10 protein-coding genes and 5 pseudogenes are annotated in these 19,366 nt (G+C 72.0%); 7 read left to right on the top strand and 8 right to left on the bottom strand.

Features of this window, described 5'->3' with window-relative positions; genetic code table 11:
- Nucleotides 1-328 precede the first annotated feature (328 nt).
- Complete coding sequence (locus tag IE273_RS38245) at nucleotides 329-1,927, bottom strand: phytoene desaturase family protein (protein WP_189819737.1); 1,599 nt, start codon at nucleotides 1,925-1,927, stop codon at nucleotides 329-331.
- A 152-nt stretch (nucleotides 1,928-2,079) separates the two neighbouring features.
- On the opposite strand from IE273_RS38245, the pseudogene IE273_RS44180 reads away from it, so the two are divergent.
- The 6 genes and pseudogenes from IE273_RS44180 to IE273_RS38220 form a co-directional block, all read left to right on the top strand.
- A pseudogene (locus IE273_RS44180) lies at nucleotides 2,080-2,196 on the top strand (DUF2267 domain-containing protein); the annotation flags it as partial.
- 633 nt (nucleotides 2,197-2,829) lie between these two features.
- Complete coding sequence (locus tag IE273_RS38235; RefSeq protein ID WP_189819735.1) at nucleotides 2,830-3,354, top strand: PadR family transcriptional regulator; 525 nt, start codon at nucleotides 2,830-2,832, stop codon at nucleotides 3,352-3,354.
- Nucleotides 3,351-3,830, top strand: a complete 480-nt coding sequence (locus tag IE273_RS38230; protein ID WP_506005285.1) for an ABC transporter ATP-binding protein — start codon at nucleotides 3,351-3,353, stop codon at nucleotides 3,828-3,830. Before IE273_RS38235 ends, IE273_RS38230 begins: the two co-directional genes overlap by 4 nt.
- Nucleotides 3,734-4,162, top strand: coding sequence for an ATP-binding cassette domain-containing protein (locus tag IE273_RS45555; protein WP_506005286.1), 429 nt, complete (start codon nucleotides 3,734-3,736; stop codon nucleotides 4,160-4,162). Before IE273_RS38230 ends, IE273_RS45555 begins: the two co-directional genes overlap by 97 nt.
- Nucleotides 4,063-6,342: pseudogene (locus IE273_RS38225) on the top strand (ABC transporter permease). The gene IE273_RS45555 and the pseudogene IE273_RS38225 overlap by 100 nt, the downstream one beginning before the upstream one ends.
- A 237-nt stretch (nucleotides 6,343-6,579) precedes the next feature.
- A pseudogene (locus tag IE273_RS38220) lies at nucleotides 6,580-7,057 on the top strand (IS5 family transposase); the annotation flags it as partial.
- A 314-nt stretch (nucleotides 7,058-7,371) separates the two neighbouring features.
- On the opposite strand, the pseudogene IE273_RS38215 reads toward IE273_RS38220, so the two are convergent.
- A pseudogene (locus tag IE273_RS38215) lies at nucleotides 7,372-7,716 on the bottom strand (transposase); the annotation flags it as partial.
- Between IE273_RS38215 and IE273_RS38210 the strand changes: the two are divergent.
- Nucleotides 7,680-8,588 (top strand): annotated as a pseudogene (locus IE273_RS38210) (IS701 family transposase); the annotation flags it as partial. The pseudogenes IE273_RS38215 and IE273_RS38210 overlap by 37 nt on opposite strands.
- 549 nt (nucleotides 8,589-9,137) lie before the next feature.
- Here IE273_RS38210 and IE273_RS38205 read toward each other — a convergent pair.
- The 6 genes from IE273_RS38205 to IE273_RS38180 form a co-directional block, all read right to left on the bottom strand.
- The gene (locus IE273_RS38205) at nucleotides 9,138-9,821 is read right to left on the bottom strand and encodes a TetR/AcrR family transcriptional regulator (RefSeq protein ID WP_189819733.1); all 684 of its coding nucleotides are present in this window, start codon (nucleotides 9,819-9,821) and stop codon (nucleotides 9,138-9,140) included.
- A 61-nt stretch (nucleotides 9,822-9,882) separates the two neighbouring features.
- Nucleotides 9,883-11,550, bottom strand: a complete 1,668-nt coding sequence (locus tag IE273_RS38200) for an allophanate hydrolase (RefSeq protein ID WP_189819760.1) — start codon at nucleotides 11,548-11,550, stop codon at nucleotides 9,883-9,885.
- Between the two features lie 5 nt (nucleotides 11,551-11,555).
- Nucleotides 11,556-15,272 carry an urea carboxylase gene (gene uca / locus IE273_RS38195; RefSeq protein WP_189819732.1) on the bottom strand — a complete coding sequence of 1,239 codons (3,717 nt, stop codon included), beginning with the start codon at nucleotides 15,270-15,272 and terminating at the stop codon, nucleotides 11,556-11,558.
- On the bottom strand, nucleotides 15,269-16,285 hold the full coding sequence (locus IE273_RS45010; RefSeq protein ID WP_189819731.1) for an urea amidolyase associated protein UAAP2: 1,017 nt from the start codon (nucleotides 16,283-16,285) through the stop codon (nucleotides 15,269-15,271). The genes uca and IE273_RS45010 overlap by 4 nt, the downstream gene beginning before the upstream one ends.
- A 1-nt stretch (nucleotide 16,286) precedes the next feature.
- A complete protein-coding gene (locus tag IE273_RS38185) occupies nucleotides 16,287-17,240 on the bottom strand; it encodes an urea amidolyase associated protein UAAP1 (RefSeq protein WP_229887966.1) in 954 nt (317 codons plus the stop codon).
- A gap of 100 nt (nucleotides 17,241-17,340) precedes the next feature.
- On the bottom strand, nucleotides 17,341-18,945 hold the full coding sequence (locus IE273_RS38180) for an amino acid permease (protein WP_189819730.1): 1,605 nt from the start codon (nucleotides 18,943-18,945) through the stop codon (nucleotides 17,341-17,343).
- Nucleotides 18,946-19,366 lie beyond the last annotated feature (421 nt).

Genomic DNA, 19,366 nt, shown 5'->3' with positions numbered 1-19,366 from the left:
ACCGCGCTCCTGGCTGCCGCCCGCCGCCCGCAGCATCCGCCAACCGGCCGACCCCAGAACTGCACCCCGTACCCGCAACCGCCCCGCACTGCCTGCCGCCACGCATGACGACACTCCACAGTTGCGGACCCTGACGTGGCACTGATGGTCCGCGTCTGATTGGTCTGGACGCCACCCCCCCCCACCCGGTCCCTCGGCGGACTTGGCGGCCACGGATCGGCCGGCCCGGCGGAGTCAGAGTCGTTGGGGCTCCGCAGAGCACCGGTCGAACCGGGTCTTGTCATGACAACGCGGTGGCCGCGTGCCCGCCTCATCCGCGGGGTCTGGGTCAGCGGCGGGTGCTGCGGCGCGTGCCGCGGACGAGCTGTTGTGCCACCAGGTGTCCCGAGCCGCCGCCGAGCCCGGGTCCGGGGTGGGTGGAGGCGCCGATGTGCCACAGGCCGGGCACGGGCGTGGCGTGCCGGGAGGCGCCGGGCACCGGGCGCCACAGCAGGTTCTGGTCGAGTTCGGCCGAGCCGCCGTACGGGTCGCCGGCCACCGCGTTCGGGTTGTACGCGGCCAGGTCCGGCGGTGTGACGGCGTCCCAGGCGAGCACCTTGTCCGGCAGATCCGGGGCATGGCGGGCGATGCGTTCGAGAACCCGGCGGACGTATCCCTCGGTCAGTTCCCCGGTCCAGCGGCCTGTCGCGTCCAACTGGCCCGCCGCGTCGCCGATCGGCTCGTACGGCAGTTCCTGGAGCTGGATCCACAGGGCGGCCGCGCCTTCCGGCACGCGCGGCGGGTCGAGGACGTACTGCTGGCCGACGACCACCGTGGGCCTGCGCGGCAGCAGGCCCGCCTCGGCCTCCGCGCACGCGATCGCGGTGCTCGCCGACCCGTCGCTCAGGTGGAGCAGGGGTACGCCGGCCAGGCGCTCGTCGTGCCAGCGCAGCGGGGCGGAGAGGGCGATGTGGAGCTGCATCGCGGAGCGTCCGTAGCGGTAGTACCGGGCCCGGTCGCGGACAGCGGGCGGGACCGGGGCGTCCGGCGGCAGCAGCCGGCCGTACAGCGCGGTCGGGGTCACGGAGGCCAGGACGGCGTGGCGGGCCCGGATGCTCCCGCCGCCGGCGACCACGCCCGTGACCCTGCCGTCCGTGAGGAGCAGCCGCTCCACCGGCTGCCCGGTGCGGATGTCCACCCCGAGTTCGCCGAGCAGCCTCTCGAAGGCGCGGACGAAGAGGTGGGCGCCGCCCGCCACGACAGGGACGCCGAAACCGTGCAGCGCGGCGGCGATGGCGGGCAGCATCAGGCCGCCCGAGGCGTGGTCCGGGGACAGGCCGGCGTGCAGCAGCCACGGCGCCCACAGCGCATCCGGCTCGTCGCCGCGGAACGCGCTGCGGCAATACGAGCGGCCGCTGGTGACGGTGGCCCGCAGCCATGCCTCGGTACCGCTGAAGCGCTCGCGGCGCAGCAGTCGCACGATGTGGCGGAGCACGCGCGGCGAGCGCAGCTCGTCGCCCAGGATGCCGCCCACGGCGTCGATGTTGTCGAGGAACCGCTGCAGCATGGCGAGGTAGGCGGCCCGGTCCTCTGCGTGGCCGAACGACTCCGCAGTGGTCGCGGGGTCGCGGTGGGCGAGGACCACGCGGCCGTCGTCGGTGACGGTGCCCGTCACCAGGCCGTCGGTGTTGCGGTACTCCAGACCGTGGCGGTGCAGGTCCTCGCCGAGCGCGGCATAGGCCCGGCCGGACACGAACAGCGGGTGCCACGAGGAGTAGGTGTCGTGCAGGTAGCCGGGCAGGGTCCGCTCCTCGGTGGCGATGAAGCCGCCCAGCCGACGGCTCCCTTCGACGAGCGCCACCGACCAGCCGCCCTTGGCCAGCTCGGCGGCGGCGACCAGGCCGTTCACACCGGAACCGACGACGACAGCGTCGACCGTACCTGTCATCTCATCAGCCTCCTCGATCCCTGGACCGTGGCCGCGGGAGGTCCCGCGGGAGCCGGTCACTCGGCCGGCGGGTGGGGCGCGGCCCTGCCTCCCACCCACCTTCCTCCCGGAAACCGGGCACCTCAAAGGGAGCAGCCCACCCGTAGGCGCGTGTCGGGGTTGCCGTCGCCGCCCACGCCGGCCCCGACCTGATCAACCGGATCCTGCACCAGCTCCCCACCGGCTACGCCCTGCTGTTCGGCCGTGCCGCGCTCACCCCGGCCGCGTAAACGAGCCGGGCCCTTCTTGAAGACGTTGCTCTGGACCTGCGCGTCGGCGTTGCCCTGGGGCACGTCCGCGACCATGTACAGGACGATGAAGGCGCCGATGCTGAGCAGGAGAAGCCCAGGAACGGGCCGAGGGTCTTCTTGCAGGTGAACAGCCTGTGTATGAGGCTCTTGCCGGAAGGCTTGCCGGACACCGCCAGCGACGAACGGCTCCTGGACTCGGCACGATGACCGCCGCGCTGGCACGCTCCTCTCTCTTCCGGCCGTCCCATGGGCCTGTTCCACTCTGCTTCGCTCACGTGTGCGCACGTGTCGCACAGGTTCGCTGGTCAAGTCGGCTCAGCAAGTTCACACCGGGAGATGTGGCGAAGGGCCGCCGATCCGCTCTTTTCCGGACGTGAGAATCAGCACCCGTTCCCATGGGACCGCCCGATGAGCAGGCCGAAGGGTTGCCCCGGTCCAGGCGGCGCACGGTCCAGCGTGTGTAGTAGAACCGTGACAATCGGCCCCACCAAGGCCCCACCAAGGCCCACCGCGGCCTCTATCTGGGCCGTCGCCGATCGTCCACCGCCCTCACCGCAATCTACACACCGTGTGTATACATGGCAGGTATACACCCCGTGTACTGTCCTCGGTATGTCCATCGGTCACACCCTCCTGGGGCTCCTGGAGTCAGGCCCGCGCCACGGCTACGACCTGAAGCGCGCGTTCGACGAGAAGTTCGGCCAAGACCGGCCGCTGCACTACGGCCAGGTCTACTCGACCATGTCCCGACTGTTGAAGAACGGTCTCGTGGAGGTCGACGGCATCGAACCCGGAGGCGGTCCCGAGCGCAAGCGATACGCGATCACTGACACTGGCGTCACCGACGTGGATCAGTGGCTCGCGACGCCCGAGAAGCCCGAGCCCTATCTCCAGTCCACCCTGTACACGAAGGTCGTCCTCGCCCTGCTGACGCGGCGCGACGCGGGCGACATCCTCGACACCCAGCGCTCCGAGCACCTGCGGATGATGCGCGTCCTCACCGAGCGCAAGCGCAAGGGAGACCTCGCTGACCAACTGATCTGCGATCACGCCCTGTTCCATCTGGAGGCCGACCTGCGCTGGCTGGAACTGACCGCGGCGCGGCTCGACAAGCTGGCGGAGGTGGTGGCGAAGTGACTCCCGCCGGCTCCCTGCTCGTTGCCGAGCGACTGCGCAAGGCCTACGGGCCCACCGTCGCGCTCGACAGCGCCGAGTTCTCCATCCATCCCGGTGAGATCGTCGCCGTGATGGGCCCCTCCGGGTCCGGCAAGTCGACACTGTTGCACTGTCTCGCCGGAATCGCGCCGCCCGACTCTGGCTCGATCCTGTACGCCGGCCGCGAGATGGCCACCATGGGCGACGCAGAGCGCAGCCGACTGCGGCGCTCGGAGTTCGGGTTCGTGTTCCAGTTCGGACAGCTCGTACCGGAGTTGACCTGTATCGAGAACGTGGCACTGCCCCTACGGCTGAACGGCACCCCCCCCGCAAGGACGCGGAGCGCGCGGCCCTCGGCTGGCTGGAACGCCTTCAGGTCGACGGCCTGCGCCGGAAGCGGCCGGGTGAGATCTCCGGCGGTGAGGGACAACGGGTCGCCGTGGCAAGGGCGTTGGTGACCGGCCCGCGCGTGCTGTTCGCCGACGAACCGACCGGCGCGCTCGACTCGCTCAACGGCGAGCGTGTGATGGAGATGCTCACCGACGCCGCCAGGTCGACGAACGCCGCCGTCGTGCTGGTCACGCACGAGGCCCGGGTGGCGGCCTACTCCGACCGCGAGGTCGTCGTACGAGACGGAAGGTCCCGGGACATGGAGCGGGTCGTACGAGGCGGTGGGCCAAGGATCTGGGCATGGGGGCCCGGTTCGCGTTCGCGGGCGGACGTGGGGGCTGGATCCGGGTGCTGCTCGCGGGCGTGGGGGTCGGGCTCGGGGTGGCGCTGCTGCTCCTGACGACCGCGCTGCCGCACGCGCTGTCGGAACGGCAGGAGCGGGAGAGCGCCCGTTCGGACATGTCGTACGGCTGGACCACGCTGGAGAAGGGCGATGACACGCTCGTCATTGCCGACGTCGACTCGACCTACCACGGTAAGAGTCTCCGGGGGCGTGCACTGGAGCCCGAGGGGGCCGACGCGCCGCTGCCGCCCGGAGTCACCCGGTTCCCGGCACCGGGCGAGATGGTGGTCTCCCCGGCCCTGAGGAGTCTGCTGGACTCCGACAGGTGAAAGGTGCTGCGGGAGCGGCTGCCGGACCGGATCGTGGGGACCATCGGGCAGAGCGGACTGATCGGCCCGGCCGAACTCGCCTTCTACCGGGGCGCCACGGGTCTCGCTTCGGACATCGACGGCGGTGCGGTGGACCGGATCGACCACTTCGGCGACACGAACCGCACCGAGGAGTCACTGGACCCGGTCCTGCTGCTGCTCGTCCTCGTCGTGCTGGTGGCCCTGCTGACACCGGTCGCGGTGTTCATCGCCGCCGCCGTGCGCTTCGGCGGCGAGCGCCGCGACCGCCGGCTGGCGGCACTGCGGCTGGTGGGCTCCGACTCCCGGATGACCCGGCGGATCGCGGCGGGCGAGGCCCTGGTGGTAGCGGTGCTCGGCCTGGTGTTCGGCACGGCGTTCTTCCTGGCGGACCGTCAGTTCGCTAACTCCGTCAAGGTCTTCGACGTGAGCGTGTTCCCGGAATATCTCGCCCCCTCGCCCATGCTGGCACTGCTCATCTGTGTGGCGGTGCCGCTGGCCGCTGTCCTGGTCACGCAGTTCGCGATGCGTTCCGCGGTGATCGAGCCGCTGGGCGTGGTGCGTACGGCGAAGCCCTCGCGGCGTCGGCTGTGGTGGCGGCTGACGCTGCCTCTGGCAGGCCTTGCGCTGCTGGCCCCGATGATCGGCCAGGGCGCCGACGGCGGGAACTTCAACCAGTACCTCGTCATCGGCGGCACGCTGTGCGTCCTCGTCGGAGTGACGGCGCTGCTGCCCTGGGCCGTCGAGGCGGTCGTCGTCCGGCTCGGAGCCGGTCCGGTCCCCTGGCAACTGGCAGTCCGCAGACTCCAGTTGGGCAGCGGTACGGCGGCGCGCACGGTCAACGGCATCGCCGTGGCGGTGGCCGGCGCGATCGCCCTGCAGATGCTGTTCACCGGGGTCGACGGCGAGTACACCCGGCAGACCGCCCCGGACTTGTCACAAACGGAGATGATCGGGGACGTGCCCCCGGGGCAGTCGCTCGGCGCGGCACGGGAGAGGTTCGAACGGATCCGGGGGGTCGAGGTGACCGCCACCCTGTCATCGGCCTTTCTCGCCGACCGTCGCACGGAGGCCCGGAACGCCGCGGAGGTGACCATCGCGGACTGCGCGTCGCTGCGCGAGATCGCGAAGCTGCCCTCGTGCCGGGACGGCGATGCCTTCCGTCTCCCCAGCTCCACGTTCGAGGACGCGCCGGGGCTGGTGAAGGCGGGGCGCACGCTCTGGTTCCAGGACATGGCCGAGCCCCCCTCCTGGACCGTGCCGGGGGACCTGAAGCGAGCCGAGCCGGTGCCGGACTCGCACGGATATGAACGGGAAGGGTTCCTGCTGACGCCGGGGGCCGTGCCCGCGCGGGCCGCGGCGGCGACCACCGGGCACCTCAGCCTGCGGATCGACGAGTCCGTGCCCGACGTACGCGAGCACGCCCGCACCAAGGCTGCGGCGATCTACCCCTACCGCGAGCCCCGGGAGTGGGCCCCCGCCGAGCTCAACCACCGCTATGCCTCCATCCGGACCGGCCTGTTCATCGGCGCCCTGTGTGTGCTGATCCTGATTGGCGCCAGCCTGCTGGTCTCCCAGCTGGAGCAGTTGCGCGACCGCAGGAAACTGTTGTCCTCACTGGTCGCCTTCGGCACCCGGCGGGACACGCTGGCCCTCTCGGTGCTGTGGCAGACGGCGGTCCCGGTCGGGCTCGGGCTGCTACTGGCGTCGGTGGTGGGGCTCACACTGGGCGCGGTCCTGATGCGGATGGCGGCCGCGCCGGTCCAGGTGGACTGGCGAAGCGTGCTGTCGATGACGGGCGCCGGAGTGGGGGTCGTCCTCGCGGTGACCCTGCTCAGCCTGCCGCCGCTGCTGCGGCTGATGCGGTCGGACGGGCTGCGGACGGAGTAGCGAGCGAGAGGGGCCCCGAAGATCCGGGGCCCCTCTTCTCCTCCCCGCCCCCCACATTCAGAGGCTGTACTCCTTGACCACTCGCCGGACTGGGCGAACAGCATCCGGACGTTGGCCAAACGTTGTCCCGCGGCAGCGAGCGTGTATCGCTCCCGCGGCATGACGTGGAAGTCTGAGAGGTCCTAACAGAAGTTGTTGATCAAGTAACCATCGGCTTGTCTGCTCGTCGGTCGGATCGTGGGGAAGCGTCAGTCGCGGCCGTGGACCGTGTCGGACGAACTGTGGTCGCTCATCGAGCCGTTGCTGCCCGAGCCGGGGCCGAAGCTGGTCGCGGGCCGGCCGCGAGTGCCGGACCGGCAGGCGTTGTGCGGGATCCTGTTCGTGCTGCATACCGGGATCCAGTGGGAGTACCTGCCCCAGGAACTGGGCTTCGGCTCCGGGATGACCTGCTGGCGGCGCCTGGCCGAGCGGAACCAAGCCGGTGTGTGGGAGGAACTGCATCTGGTGCTGCTGGGGAAGCTGCGGTCGGCGAAGAAACTGGACTGGTCGAGGGCGGTGATCGACTCCTCCCCCGGCGGGCGGCCCGCCGGGGCCCAAAAGCGGGCCGAGCCCGGTCGACCGAGCACGGCCGGGCAGCAAGCACCACGTCCTCGTCGACGGACAGGGCATCCCGCTCGCGGTGTCGCTGACCGGTGGGAAGCGCAACGACGTCACTCTACGAGGCGGAGGAACAGAGACGGCGGACACCTGTGGTGGTGTCGTCCGCGTGGGGGTGGTGCGCACCTCGCGGTCGGCGGTCCTGCTGCTCTCTGCCTGGGAGCGTCCCTGTGGGGTCGCCCTGGCCCAGGGGGGCGTTTCCAGGATATTCGTGATCGGTGTGGACGTTCCGTCGGTGGCCTGGCGGGTGGTCATCGGTACGACGTTCGAGTCGAGTTCGGCTAGTAGGACTCCGTTAGGTCTGTCTTGATCTTGGTGTGGTCCTGCGGGACAGGGGTTGGTGGCAGGTGGTGCAGATGCCGGTCCAGCAGTTCAGCAGGTCCTGGAGGGCGTCGAGGATCTGGTAGAGGGTGAGTGCGTTGTGTCGGCTTTTGGGGCCAGCCGCTGCTCGGTGAGGAAGGCATGGGCGGCGGTGACCAGGGTGGTGTGGTGGTGCCAGCCCGGCCAGGAGCGGCCTTCGAAGTTGTCCAGTCCCAGGCCGTGCTTGAGTTCCCGGTAGTCGTGCTCGATGCGCCAGCGGATCTTTGCCAGGCGGACCAGGTCGGCGACGGCGATCGGGCTGTCGTCGGGCTGGTCGGACAGCCAGAACCGGGTCGGTTCGTCCTCGCCGTCGGGCCATTCGGCCAGCAGTCGCACCTGGGGCAGCACGCCGTCCCACCGGCTGGACGCTGGCGGAGGAAGCCGGGCACGAGGGTCCCGATCGCATCCACCGGTTGCTGAACCGGATCGAGTGGGACGTCGACGAGGTCCTGGACGACGTGCGCGACTACGTCGTGGAACACCTCGGCGACCGAGACGCCGTGCTGATCGTCGACGACACCGGCTTCCTGAAGAAGGGCCTGCGGTCGGCCGGGGTGCGAAGGCAGTACTCCGGAACCGCCGGCCGGACCGAGAACTGCCAGATCGGTGTGTTCCTCGCCTACGCCACCGGCCGCGGCCGCACGCTGATCGACCGGCGGCTGTATCTGCCCACGTCGTGGACGGACGACCGGGAACGCTGTCGTCGGGCCGGCATCGGCGACGAGGTCGCCTTCGAGACGAAGGTGGCCATGGCCAAGGCGATGGTCCGCAAAGCCATCGCGGACCGGGTCCCGTTCGCCTGGGTGACGGCGGATGCCGCCTACGGCTTCAGCAAGGGCTGGCGCTTCGAGCTCGAGCAGGCCGGTGTCTTCCATGTCATGGCCACCACCCGGCACGACACCGTCGTCACCCGCTGGGCACTCGACCACCCCGTCCACGACCTGTTCCCTGGCCTGCCGCGGCAGAAGTGGAAGCGTCGCTCCTGCGGCGAGGGGGCACACGGTCGGCGGATCTACGACTGGGCCCGCGTCGAGGTCAGGCCCTGGCACCGCGAAGACCGCCGGCACTGGGTCCTCGCACGCCGCAGCGTCAGCCGACCCGAGGAGATCTCCTACTACATCGCCTACTGCCCGGCCGACACCACACTGGACGAAGTCATACGCATCGCGGGCAGCCGCTGGGCTGTCGAGGAATGCTTCCAGACCGCCAAGCAGGAGTGCGGCCTGAACCTCGCACCACCGACCCCACCACGAAAACCTCAGTAACCGCACCGGCCGTCATCCGGCCAAGACAGCACATGTCCTTGGCCGAGGGGGCGAGCGTGCTCTCCGAGCACAGGCCGAGGGCCACGACGTCCACCGGTTCGGTGCCCGTGTTCTTGCCCGCGACCAGCCATTGCAGGGGTCGGCCGTCATAGGGGAAGCGGGGCCCCTGTGGCTCATGACGAAGGTGCTGTCCGAGGTGGCCAGGTTGCCGCCGCCGGTGATCAGCGTGCCCGCCGGACAGTCACGGGTGATGGCGCCCCCGGTCTGTCCGGGTGCCGCGGATCCACCCGCCACTACGTGCGTGACGGCCTTCCGGGCGGTTGTGGAGCCGGACGCGTCCGGCTGGGCGAAGGCGACTCCGGCGCCTACTGCGAGGGCCGCGACGACGGCCGGACCAACGAAGCGGGAATGTTTCACAGCGACTTCCGTGACCTCTGTGCAGCTGATGGACGGAGTCCGTTATGTCCGCGGGAGCTTCGGACAAGCACCGCTTCATGCGAGCGTCGTAAGAGGTCACGTCAAGAGGTCCAGCAGGGTCCGCGCTTCGGATCTGGCGACGGTCACGGCGGGCTCGGTGAGGCCGCACAGGCGCAGGCAGGAGGAGGCGATGGCGTCGGCGTCGGCCGCTTCCGGCTCACGGGAGCGCCGTATCTGGATGACGACCTCGACCAGCTGGATCAGCAGTTCGCCGAGGTGCTCGGTGCTCATGCCGCGGGTGACGGCCTCGGCCGCCGCCAGGGTGCCGAGGGCGCCGTAACTCGCCTGGAGCCGGCCTCGTTCGGCGCGGAAGGCGTCGAACCGCTCGGCCCGCAGCTCCGGCAGGAGATAGAGCGTGCCGATGTTGTACGGGGTGCTGGAGAGGGTGCGTACGTCCATCGCGGCCACCGCGTAGAGCGCCGCGGCCGGATGCGCCCGCTCGGGCACCAGCGCCCGGATCTGCTCCACCATCCGCAGGCTGGGCCGCACGGACGTGGCCAGCAGCTCGGCGAGGATCTCCTCCTTGGTGGCGAAGTGGTAGTAGAGCGAGGCCTGTCTGATGCCCACCCGTTCGGCGATCATCCGGGTGCTGGTACCGGCGATCCCGCGTTCGACGAAGAGCGCTCCGGCGGCGTCGAGGATTTGTTCCCGGGCGGAAGTGCCCGGGTCGGACGGGGGCGTGTGCCGGGGCCTGCCTTGGCGGGGACGCGTCACGGTCATGGTGCCATGCTGCCATCCCGCCGCGTCCCCTCCCCTCGGGTGGTCCGCTCGTACGGTGCCGTCATGCGGACCCCGTATAGGCCCGCCAGCCGCCGAAGCGGGTGATGTCGGGCGCGCCCCGGACGGCGTACGGCTCCACCAGGAAGCCGCTGACCCGCCGTCCGTCGGCCAGTTCGACGGTGCCGATGGCCATCGGTGCGGGAACGGCCGCGACGAACGCTCCGAACCCAGCGGCCGGCAGACGCCAGATCTCGCCCTCGATGCCCCCTCCGGGACCCTGGCCCGTCCCGCCGTCGGCGACCCGTACCAGGCCGGGCTTGGGCGGGTCGGTGGGCAGGGCATACAGGCGGTAGCCGGTGGCGGTGCGGGCGGGGCCCGCCAGGGTGCCGCCCGCCTGCACCAGTTGGATGTTGAGCGGCTGTCCCGTCAGGTGGGCGCCGGCCACGAAGAGGTCGAGCTGCGGGGCGGCGAGGCGTTCGGCCAAGGCGGCCAGGGCGCGGTCGGAGAACGCCGGGCCGGTGAGCATCACGCCGAAGGGGAGACCGTCCACGCATCCGGCGGGGATGGCGAGCGAGGCGTAGTCCAGCAGGTTGGCGAAGTTGGTGAAGCGGCCCATCCGGGCGTTGGCGGCGACGGGGTCGGCCGCCACCTGCTCAAGGGTGGGGTGCCAGGTGGTCGTAGGGGTGAGCAGCGCCGCGCAGCCGTCGAGGGCCGCGCGTCCGGCGGCGCCGAGCGCGGCGAGCCGGGCGGTGTCGGCGGCCCAGTCGGCGGCGGTCTTCTCCCGGCCGGCCAGCACGATGGAGGCGACGGTGGCGTCGAGATCCGTACCGATCAGGTCCCGGTGCTTGTCCACGTGTCCGCCCACGGCGGCGTACCGTTCGGCGACGAACGCACCGCCGTACAGCAGTTCCGCGGCCCGGAGCAGCGGGGTGACGTCGGTCTCCACGATGTCCGCGCCGGTGGCCGCCAGGCGGGCGACCGTGGCGCCGAAGGCCTCGCGCCAGCCGTCGGCCATGCCGTCCAGGTGCTCCGGGGCCGGGACGGCGATCCTGGGGCGCGCGGGCGGCGGCGGGAGCTGGGTGCCGGTGCGGGAGAGCGGGTCGGCCGGGTCGGGGCCCTCGACGATCTCGGCGGCGGTGCGGGCGAGCCGCAGGTCGCGGGCGAAGACGGTGACGCAGTCGAGGGTGTAGCAGGCGGGGACCACGCCGGTCACCGGCACCAGGCCCTTGGTGGGCTTGACCCCGACGATGCCGTTGAGGGCGGCGGGCACCCGCCCGGAGCCGGCCGTGTCGGTGCCGAGCGCGAGGTCGGCGATGCCGAGGGCGACCGCGACGGCCGAACCGGAGGACGATCCGCCGGAGATGCGGGTGGTGTCCCAGGCGTTGCGTACGGCGCCGTAGGGACTGCGGGTGCCGACCAGGCCGGTGGCGAACTGGTCCAGGTTGGTCTTGCCGAGGACGACCGCGCCGGCCGCGCGCAGCCGCGCCACCGCGGGCGCGTCGGCCGCGGGCCGGTAGGCGTACGACGGGGCGCCCGCGGTCGTGGGCAGGCCGGCGACGTCGATGTTGTCCTTGACGGCCGCGACCAGGCCGGCCAGCGGCAGCGCCGGATCGATCCCGGCGGCCTCGGCGAGCACCTCGTCGCGGGGTCTGAGGTGGATCCAGATCTCGGGCCGGCCGGCGCTGCGGATGCGGTCGTAGGCGGCCTCGGCGCGTGCGGCCGGTGTCATGGCGCTCATGCCCGCACCGCCGCCAGGACCTGGCCGGGGGCGACCTGCTGACCGGGCCTCACGTAGATCTCCAGCAGCGTTCCGGTGGCGGGAGCGCTGACCTTGGACTCCATCTTCATCGCCTCCAGGGAGAGGATCGGGTCGCCCTCGGCGACGGTGGCGCCGGGCTCGGCGACGGTCTGCCAGACGGTGGCGGTGAACGGCGCGGTGACCGGGACGGCGCCGTCCGGGACGGTGACGGCGGCGGCGCCCTCGCCGGTGGCCGTGGCGGGTTCGGGATCGTCGTTCCGGTCGAACTCGCCGGCGGCCCGCCAGCGTTGCCGCTCGGCCTCGAACGCGGCGCTCTGCCGGGCGCGGAAGGCGGAGATCGAGCCGGCGTTGGCGGCCAGGAAGGCGTCGTACTCGGCGATCGAGAAGGTACCCTCCTCGGTCGGGAAGGCGCCGCGGCCGGCGTCCGTCTCGGCGCGCAGTTCGAGCAGTTCCTCCGCCGTGACGGGGTACCACTCGATGCGGTCGAAGAAGCGCAGCGCCCACGGGGAGTCCTGGAAGAGGCCGCCGGTGCGGAAGCGGTTCCAGATCTGTACGGTGCGGCCGACGAACTGGTAGCCGCCGGGGCCCTCCATGCCGTAGACGCACAGGTAGGCGCCGCCGATGCCGACGGAGTTCTCCGCGGTCCAGGTGCGCGCCGGATTGTACTTGGTGGTCACCAGGCGGTGCCGCGGGTCGAGGGGGGTGGCGACGGGGGCGCCGAGGTAGACGTCGCCGAGGCCGAGGACGAGGTAGGAGGCGTCGAAGACGGTGCGGTAGACGTCGTCGGCACTCTCCAGGCCGTTGACCCGGCGGATGAACTCGATGTTCCACGGGCACCACGGGGCGTCGTCGCGCACGCCCGCCATGTACCGCTCGATGGCCAGCCGGGTCGCCGGATCGTCCCAGCTGAGCGGCAGCCGGACCGTGCGGGAAGGAACCACCAGCTCGTTGCTGGGCGGGACCTCGTCCTCCAGCTCGCGCAGCAGGACGGCGAGGTCGCGGGCCTTCAGCCGGCGGGCGTCGGTGTGGATCTGCAGGGAGCGGATGCCCGGGGTGACGTCGAGGACGCCGGCGGGCGCGTGCGCGGCGAGGGTCTCCTGGAGGGCGTGCACCCGCATGCGCAGGCCGAGGTCGAGCACCATGGGGCCGTACTCGACGAGGACGTTGTCGTCGCCGTCCCGGCGGTAGGTGACGCTCGGGCGGGCGTCGGTGGCCGCCAGGCGGCCGAGTACGCCGTCGTCGCCGTCTCCGCCGCCGCTGATCAGCGTGGGTGAGGCACGGCGGGCGTCGAGGGCGGCGGCCTCGGCCTCCTTGACCGGTACGAAGCGGACGGTGTCGCCGGGGCGGAGCTGGCCCAGCTTCCACAGCTCGCCGCTGGCGACCACCGCCGGGCAGACGAATCCGCCGAGGGACGGCCCGTCGGGGCCCAGGATGATCGGCGTGTCACCGGTGAAGTCCAGGGCGCCCACCGCGTAGGGCGTGTCGTGGATGTTGGACGGGTGCAGTCCGGCCTCACCGCCGTCCTGACGCGCCCACCGGGGTTTGGGCCCGATCAGCCGGATTCCGGTGCGGGCCGAGTTGTGGTGCACCGTGTAGTCGGTGGCGTAGAGGGTGTCGATGTCCTCGCGGGTGAAGAACTCGGGTGCGGCGTGGGGTCCTTCGGTGACACCGATCTGCCAGTGGGGGGTGATCGCGGGGCGGCGGTGGGGTGGGGTGGGGGCACCGGTGGTGGCGATGGCGTCGGTGGTCGCGCGGTAGGTCGTGTCGGTGGTCGCGCGGGTGGTCGTTTCGGTGGTGGTGCCGGCGGCCGTGTCGGTGGTGGAGCCAGTGGTGGTGTCTACGTCCGCGTCGGCCCTGGGCCGTAGGACGTCTCCGGCGAGCAGGGCCCGGCCGCCGTGGCCGCCGAAGCCGCCGAGGGTGAAGGTCGAGGCGCTGCCCAGGTATTCGGGTACGTCGATGCCGCCCCGGACGGCCACATAGCTGCGCAGGCCGGGACCGTGGCAGGCGCCGAGGACGAGGGTGGCGCCGGCCGGGACCGGCACCGGCTCCCACAGGGCCGCCGCGGTGCCGTCCACGGTGACCGGGACGGGCGCCCCGGTGACGGCGACCACGGTGGCGTCCGAGAAGCGCAGGGTCAGCCCGCCCGCCGTGACCTCCAGTGCGGGCGCCTCGGCCGGGTTGCCGACGGCCAGGTTGGCCTCGGCGAAGGAGACGGGGTCGAAGGGGCCGCTCGGCGGTACGCCCACGTGCCAGTAGCCGAGTCGGCCGGGAAGGTCCTGGACGGTGGTCATCGCTCCCGGCACCAGGACGTCGATGCGCGGATCGGGATCGGCGGTGGTGGCGAGGGTGCTGGTGCTGTGCACGGCCTCGCGCACCTCCTCCCGTACGGTCAGCGCGCGCAGCAGGCCCAGGTTGGTGACGACGCCGTCGACCCGGCTGGCGGCCAGAGCCGAGCCCAGGACGTCGAACGCGGCGTCGCGGGTGGGGCCTTGGGCGATGACCTTGGCGAGCATCGGGTCGTAGTACGGAGAGACCTCCAGGCCGGTCTCGGCGAAGCCGTCGACGCGGACGCCGGGCATGCCGTCGGCGCCCTGGCCGGGGAAGGCCGCCCGGGTGATCAGGCCCGAGGAGGGCTGTGAGTCCCGGCCGGGGTCCTCCGCATAGACCCGCGCTTCCACGGCGTGCCCGGTGGGCGTCCACTCCCTCGTGAACACCGCGTCGTCGACCGCGCCGTCCCGGGCCAGGGTGAGCATGAGTTCGACGAGGTCGACACCGTACGCCTGCTCGGTTACCGGGTGCTCGACCTGGAGCCGGGTGTTGACCTCCAGGAACGCGGCCTCCTCGCGCAGGGGGTCGTAGACGAACTCCACGGTGCCCGCGCCGCGGTAGCCGACCGAGGCGAGCAGCCGCCGCGAGGAGTCGTGCAGCAGCGCGCGGACATGGGCGGGCAGGGCCGGGGCCGGGGCCTCCTCGATCACCTTCTGGTTACGGCGTTGCAGCGAGCAGTCGCGGTCGCCGATGACGGCGATCCGGCCGGTGCCGTCGCCGAAGACCTGCACCTCGACGTGGCGGGCGGGGCGTACCAGGCGCTCCAGGAATACCCCGGCTGACCCGAAGTTGGACTCGGCGAGGGCGGCGACGCGGGCGAAGGCATCGCGCACCTCGTCCGCGGTGGCGCAGGCCTGCATGCCGATGCCGCCGCCACCGCCGGTGGCCTTGACCATCACGGGCAGCCCGATCGACCCGGCCGCGGTGACGGCCTCCTCCGCGGTCGCGAGCAGCTCGGTACCGGCCAGCAGCGGGACTCCGGCCGCCTTGGCCAGGGTGCGGGCGGTGTGCTTCTCGCCGAAGGCGGTGATCTGGTCGGCGGTCGGTCCCGCGAAACGCAGTCCGGTCTCCTCCACGGCACGGGCGAAGGCGGTGTTCTCGGAGAGGAAGCCGTAGCCGGGGTGGATGATGCCGGCGCCGTGCGCGAGCGCGGCCTCGATGATCGCGTCGCCGCGCAGATACGACTCGCGGGCCGGCGCCGGCCCCAGACGGACCGCATGGTCGGCCTCGCGCACGTGCGGGGCGGCCCGGTCGGCGTCGGAGAACACGGCGACGGTGCCCAGGCCCATCTTCCGGGCGGTACGGATGACACGTCGGGCGATCTCACCGCGGTTGGCGACGAGAACAACGGTGGGGCGGGTCACGCGGCGTCCTCCGAGGTGGTGCGGGCGGTGTGCGGGCAGGGTGGGGCAAACACGCCGAGGTCAACGGGGGCCGCCGGGTCCGGGCCCCCGGCCACCGGCCCTTCCCCGCCCGGACCACCCGCAGCTGGGCCAGCCCGACCTGGGCCATCCCCACCGGGGCCAGTTCCACCTGGGCCACCGACAACCGGGCCACCCCCATCTGGGCCAGCCTCACCCGGACCACCCCCCGTCGGCCCACCCCCATCCCTGCCGCCCGGCTCGTCGGCCCCCGTCGGGTCCGTGACGATCATGCGCAGCGGGGTCGGGTTGAAGTCGTTGCACGGGTTGTTCATCTGGGGGCAGTTGGAGACGATCACCAGGACGTCCATGTCGGCGCGCACCGCGACCCGGCGGCCCGGTGCGGACATGCCGTCCACGATGCCCAGCGCGCCGTCCGCCTCGACGGGCACGTTCATGAACCAGTTGAGGTTGGAGACGAGGTCGCGCACCCCCAGGCCGCGCCGGCCGGCCTCGGCGAGGAAGTTCTCGCGGCAGCCGTGCTGGAACATCACGTGGTGGCCGTAGCGCAGGGTGTTGGACTCCTTGCCGCAGGCGCCGCCGATGGTGTCCTGGCGGTCGATCTCGTTGGCCACGACGGTCATCAGCGGGCGTCCCTCGTCGCTGCGCAGCACGGTCCCCGTGCGCACGTAGGCGTTGCCCTGCCAGGCCAGGGTGTCAGGGACGCTGTAGCGCTCCCTGGGATCGGCGGCGTTGTAGAGCAGACAGTCGGCCGACTGGTTCCCGCCGACGTCGACGATGGTCAGGACGTGTCCCTTCGCCACCACCGCCGACCACGGCGCGTTGGGGGCCACCACCTCGTCCAGGACGACGGCGCCCTCGACCAGGCTCGTTCCCCAGTCCAGGGCGGAGCCCTCCGCGTACACGGCGCCCACCGGCACGGTGGAGGCGAGGGTGCCGCCCGCGGCGGTCGGACGGGTGGTCGGTGTGTTCTCGGTCCGAGTCGTGGTCGCCATGTCACAGCCCCCTGGCTTCGCAGTAGTCGGCGGTGTTGAGGTACGCCCGGTGCAGTTCCGGCGTGGCGGTGAACCGCCGTTCGTGCGGGCCGGTCGGTTCGCCGCGCCAGGCGTGCACCCGCAGCGGCCCGACGACATAGCCGGGCCGCGGGTCCAGCGGGTGGGCGACATTGGCGACCAGCACCAACAGGGGCAGTTCCGCGACGAGTTCGACATACGTGCCCGGACCGGCGCTGCCCTGCCAGGCGAGGGTGCCGTCCGCCTCGACGCGTACGCCCTGGAAGAAGGAGACGCCGGGCGGCAGATCGCGGCGGCTCAGACCGTGCTTGGCGGCTGCCTTGAGGAAGAGTCCGCGGCCGGACGGCGACGGCCCCTCGGGGCGGGCGTCACCGTACTTGTGCGCGTTCCACGCGTCGGTGCTCGTACCGCAGAAGGCGTCGTGCCGGCCGGAGGAGTCACCGCTGACCACGGCCAGGACCCGGCCGTCGCCGGACAGCAACGGGTGGTTCTCGCCCAGGTACGCCTGCCACGGGATCTTCTGGGTGTCGGCGACGTTGAGCCGCTCGACGGGCTCCAGCGCGTTGAAGAGCAGCAGGTGGGCACAGGCGTCACCGGTCGGGTCGTCGAAGCGCAGCCGGGTGCCGCGGGCGAGGACCTTGTGGGTGTAGCCGCCGGGTGCCACCGTCTCCGCCCACACGAGGGCGGCCGGGTCCACCCCCGGCGGGCAGCACGGGCTGCCGGACGCGGGCAGGTACGGCATCCACGTGCCGGCCTGCCCGCCCTGCGCGCGGGCGTCGACGCGGGCACTGCGGACACTGTCGGTCAGGTGCAGATCCCGGACCCGGGCGGCGGCCCGCCCCTCGGTCGGCTGTCCGGAGAGCGGGGCGGTGAGCGGTGCGGTGGGGTGCTGGTCGTACGGCGGCGCGCCGGCCGTCGACCCTTCGGCCGTGTTCATGGATGTCCCGTCATCCTCTCGTCGGTGAGTCATCTGTACGTCGGGCGATCAGGTGGTCGGGCGATCAGGTGGTCGGGCGGTCGGCGGTGGGCGGTCGGGGTCACGCCGGCTCGGTGACGGTCCGGGCCTCGGCCGGCGGCTCGACGTGCGTGTGGGGTACGTGCCTCAGCTCGATACGGCGGTGCAGCCGGCGGGCGAGGAAGTAGCCGGCGCCGGCGGCCAGGCTCAGCCCGATGAACAGCGGGGCGCTCCACCGCAGCCACCACGTCCCGCCGGTGAGGTCGTAGATCTCCGGGCGGGGCCAGGCCAGGTTGACCGTCATGCCCGTCTGGTAGAGCACGGCGAGCGTGTTGACCGCGATCCCGCGGCGGCCCAGCGAGAACAGCGGCCGGCCGGTCTCGTCGACGCCGCGGGGGAGGCCGCCGGTGCGCCGGTGCCGGATCCGGGTAATCAGCAGCGGCAGCGTCACGCCCAGATAGGCCAGATACAGCATGGCGATGCAGAGGCTGGAGAGGGCGGTGAAGATCGCCGACTGGCGGACGTTGACCAGCAGGGCGATCGCGGCGCCCACGCCCACGACGACCGACGCGACGACCGGTGTGCCGGTACGGGTGGAGATCTTGCCGAGGTGCCGGTGGAACGGCAGGGCGCCCTCGCGCGCCATGGAGTACATCATCCGGGCGCCGGAGCTCTGCACGGCCAGGGTGCAGGCGAACACGGCCACCGCGACGCAGCACAGCAGCAGTCGGCCCAGGACGCCGCCGAGCCGGTCGGTGAGCACCCAGGACAGGCCGCCGGCGGCGAGCTTGCCGTCGGTCAGGCTGGGCGCCGCCAGCAGCCCCGCGAGGATCAGCAGCGCCCCGCCGATACCGGAGGTGATCAGCGCCCGCAGGATGGTCCGGGGGGTGGTCCGGCGCGGGCTGTGGGTCTCCTCCGCCAGTTCGCCCGCCGAGTCGAAGCCGACCATGACGTACGCGGCCATCAGCGAGGAGGCGAGGAAGGCACCGGCGTAGCCGCCGTGGCCGGACCAGCCGGTGTCGTGGAGCACGGCCTGCGGGCCCCGCTCGGGCAGGAAGAAGAGGACCAGCACCAGCACGACCACGCCGATGATCTCGACGGTGACGCCGAAGCTGGTGGCGGCGGCCATCTGGCGGATGCCGAGGATGTTCACCACGGTGGTGACCACCAGCAGCAGGCAGCCCAGCAGGACCGCGTTCCGCGCGCCGGTCGGGGAGCCGAGCGAGGGATCGGCGCCCGGCCCGCCGACGAGCTGGAAGCCGGACCAGATGCCCGGCAGCACCGCCTGCGCCGCGATCGCTGCCGCCGCGACCGTCAGGATCTGCCCGATGATCATGATCCAGCCGGTGAACCAGCCCGCCGTGGTGCCGGCGAGCCGGCTCGACCACTGGTAGATCGCCCCGGATATGGGCCAGCGCGCCGCCAGCTCGGCGAAACAGAGCGCGACCAGCAACTGGCCCGCGAAGACCAGCGGCCAGGTCCAGAAGAAGGCCGCGCCGCCGAGGCCGTAGCCGAGGCCGAAGAGCTGGAAGACGGTGGTGAGGATGGACACGAAGGAGAAGCCCGCGGCGAAGGACGCGAAGCCGCCGACTCCGCGGCGAAGTTCCTGCTGGTAGCCGGCGTCGGCGGAACTGGTCGTGACGTCACCGTCAGGGCGCTGCCGAGAGACGAATTCGGGCCGGCTCATCGCCGCACCTCCGATCGGTTGCGGTTACCTGTCGTTTGACAGGTATGGCGATGCTCGACCGCACCGGTCTCGCGCCCGAGTCCCGGGCGTTAACTTCGTGTATCCGGTGCCGGGTACGGCGTGACCCGGTCAGCCCGCCGCGAACCCGGCGCACATGCCACTGCGCGTACCGCTCGCCGGCTGAGGCAGGTCATGACCACGGCCGCGTGACCTTGCCACCGGTAGGGGTTACGGCCTTCCGGCCGGCCTCGTCCTCGGGGCCGACATCCCCCTGGTGAGTCCACGCCTCACTCCGCGGAGTGGCACGGGCAGCGCAGGCAGAGGTCGCTTGAGGCCGCAGGGCCGGTCTCAGGGGGGCAGGCAGGGCCGTCTCGGGGGAGCGGCGTGGGCCCTCGCGGGTGCAGCGGCGGGGTGCCGCCGA

The organism is Streptomyces olivaceoviridis (assembly GCF_014650115.1).
Classification (GTDB): domain Bacteria; phylum Actinomycetota; class Actinomycetes; order Streptomycetales; family Streptomycetaceae; genus Streptomyces; species Streptomyces olivaceoviridis.
Note: the sequence above shows the minus strand (reverse complement) of the source record. Positions and strands in the feature narration are given on the sequence as shown.

What these genes read in the sequence shown, in the direction of transcription:
- IE273_RS38245 (WP_189819737.1), bottom strand. Translation starts at nt 1,927, where the DNA reads ATGACAGGTACGGTCGACGCTGTCGTCGTCGGTTCCGGTGTGAACGGC.
- IE273_RS38235 (WP_189819735.1), top strand. Translation starts at nt 2,830, where the DNA reads ATGTCCATCGGTCACACCCTCCTGGGGCTCCTGGAGTCAGGCCCGCGC.
- IE273_RS38205 (WP_189819733.1), bottom strand. Translation starts at nt 9,821, where the DNA reads ATGACCGTGACGCGTCCCCGCCAAGGCAGGCCCCGGCACACGCCCCCG.
- IE273_RS38200 (WP_189819760.1), bottom strand. Translation starts at nt 11,550, where the DNA reads ATGACACCGGCCGCACGCGCCGAGGCCGCCTACGACCGCATCCGCAGC.
- IE273_RS45010 (WP_189819731.1), bottom strand. Translation starts at nt 16,285, where the DNA reads ATGGCGACCACGACTCGGACCGAGAACACACCGACCACCCGTCCGACC.
- IE273_RS38185 (WP_229887966.1), bottom strand. Translation starts at nt 17,240, where the DNA reads ATGAACACGGCCGAAGGGTCGACGGCCGGCGCGCCGCCGTACGACCAG.
- IE273_RS38180 (WP_189819730.1), bottom strand. Translation starts at nt 18,945, where the DNA reads ATGAGCCGGCCCGAATTCGTCTCTCGGCAGCGCCCTGACGGTGACGTC.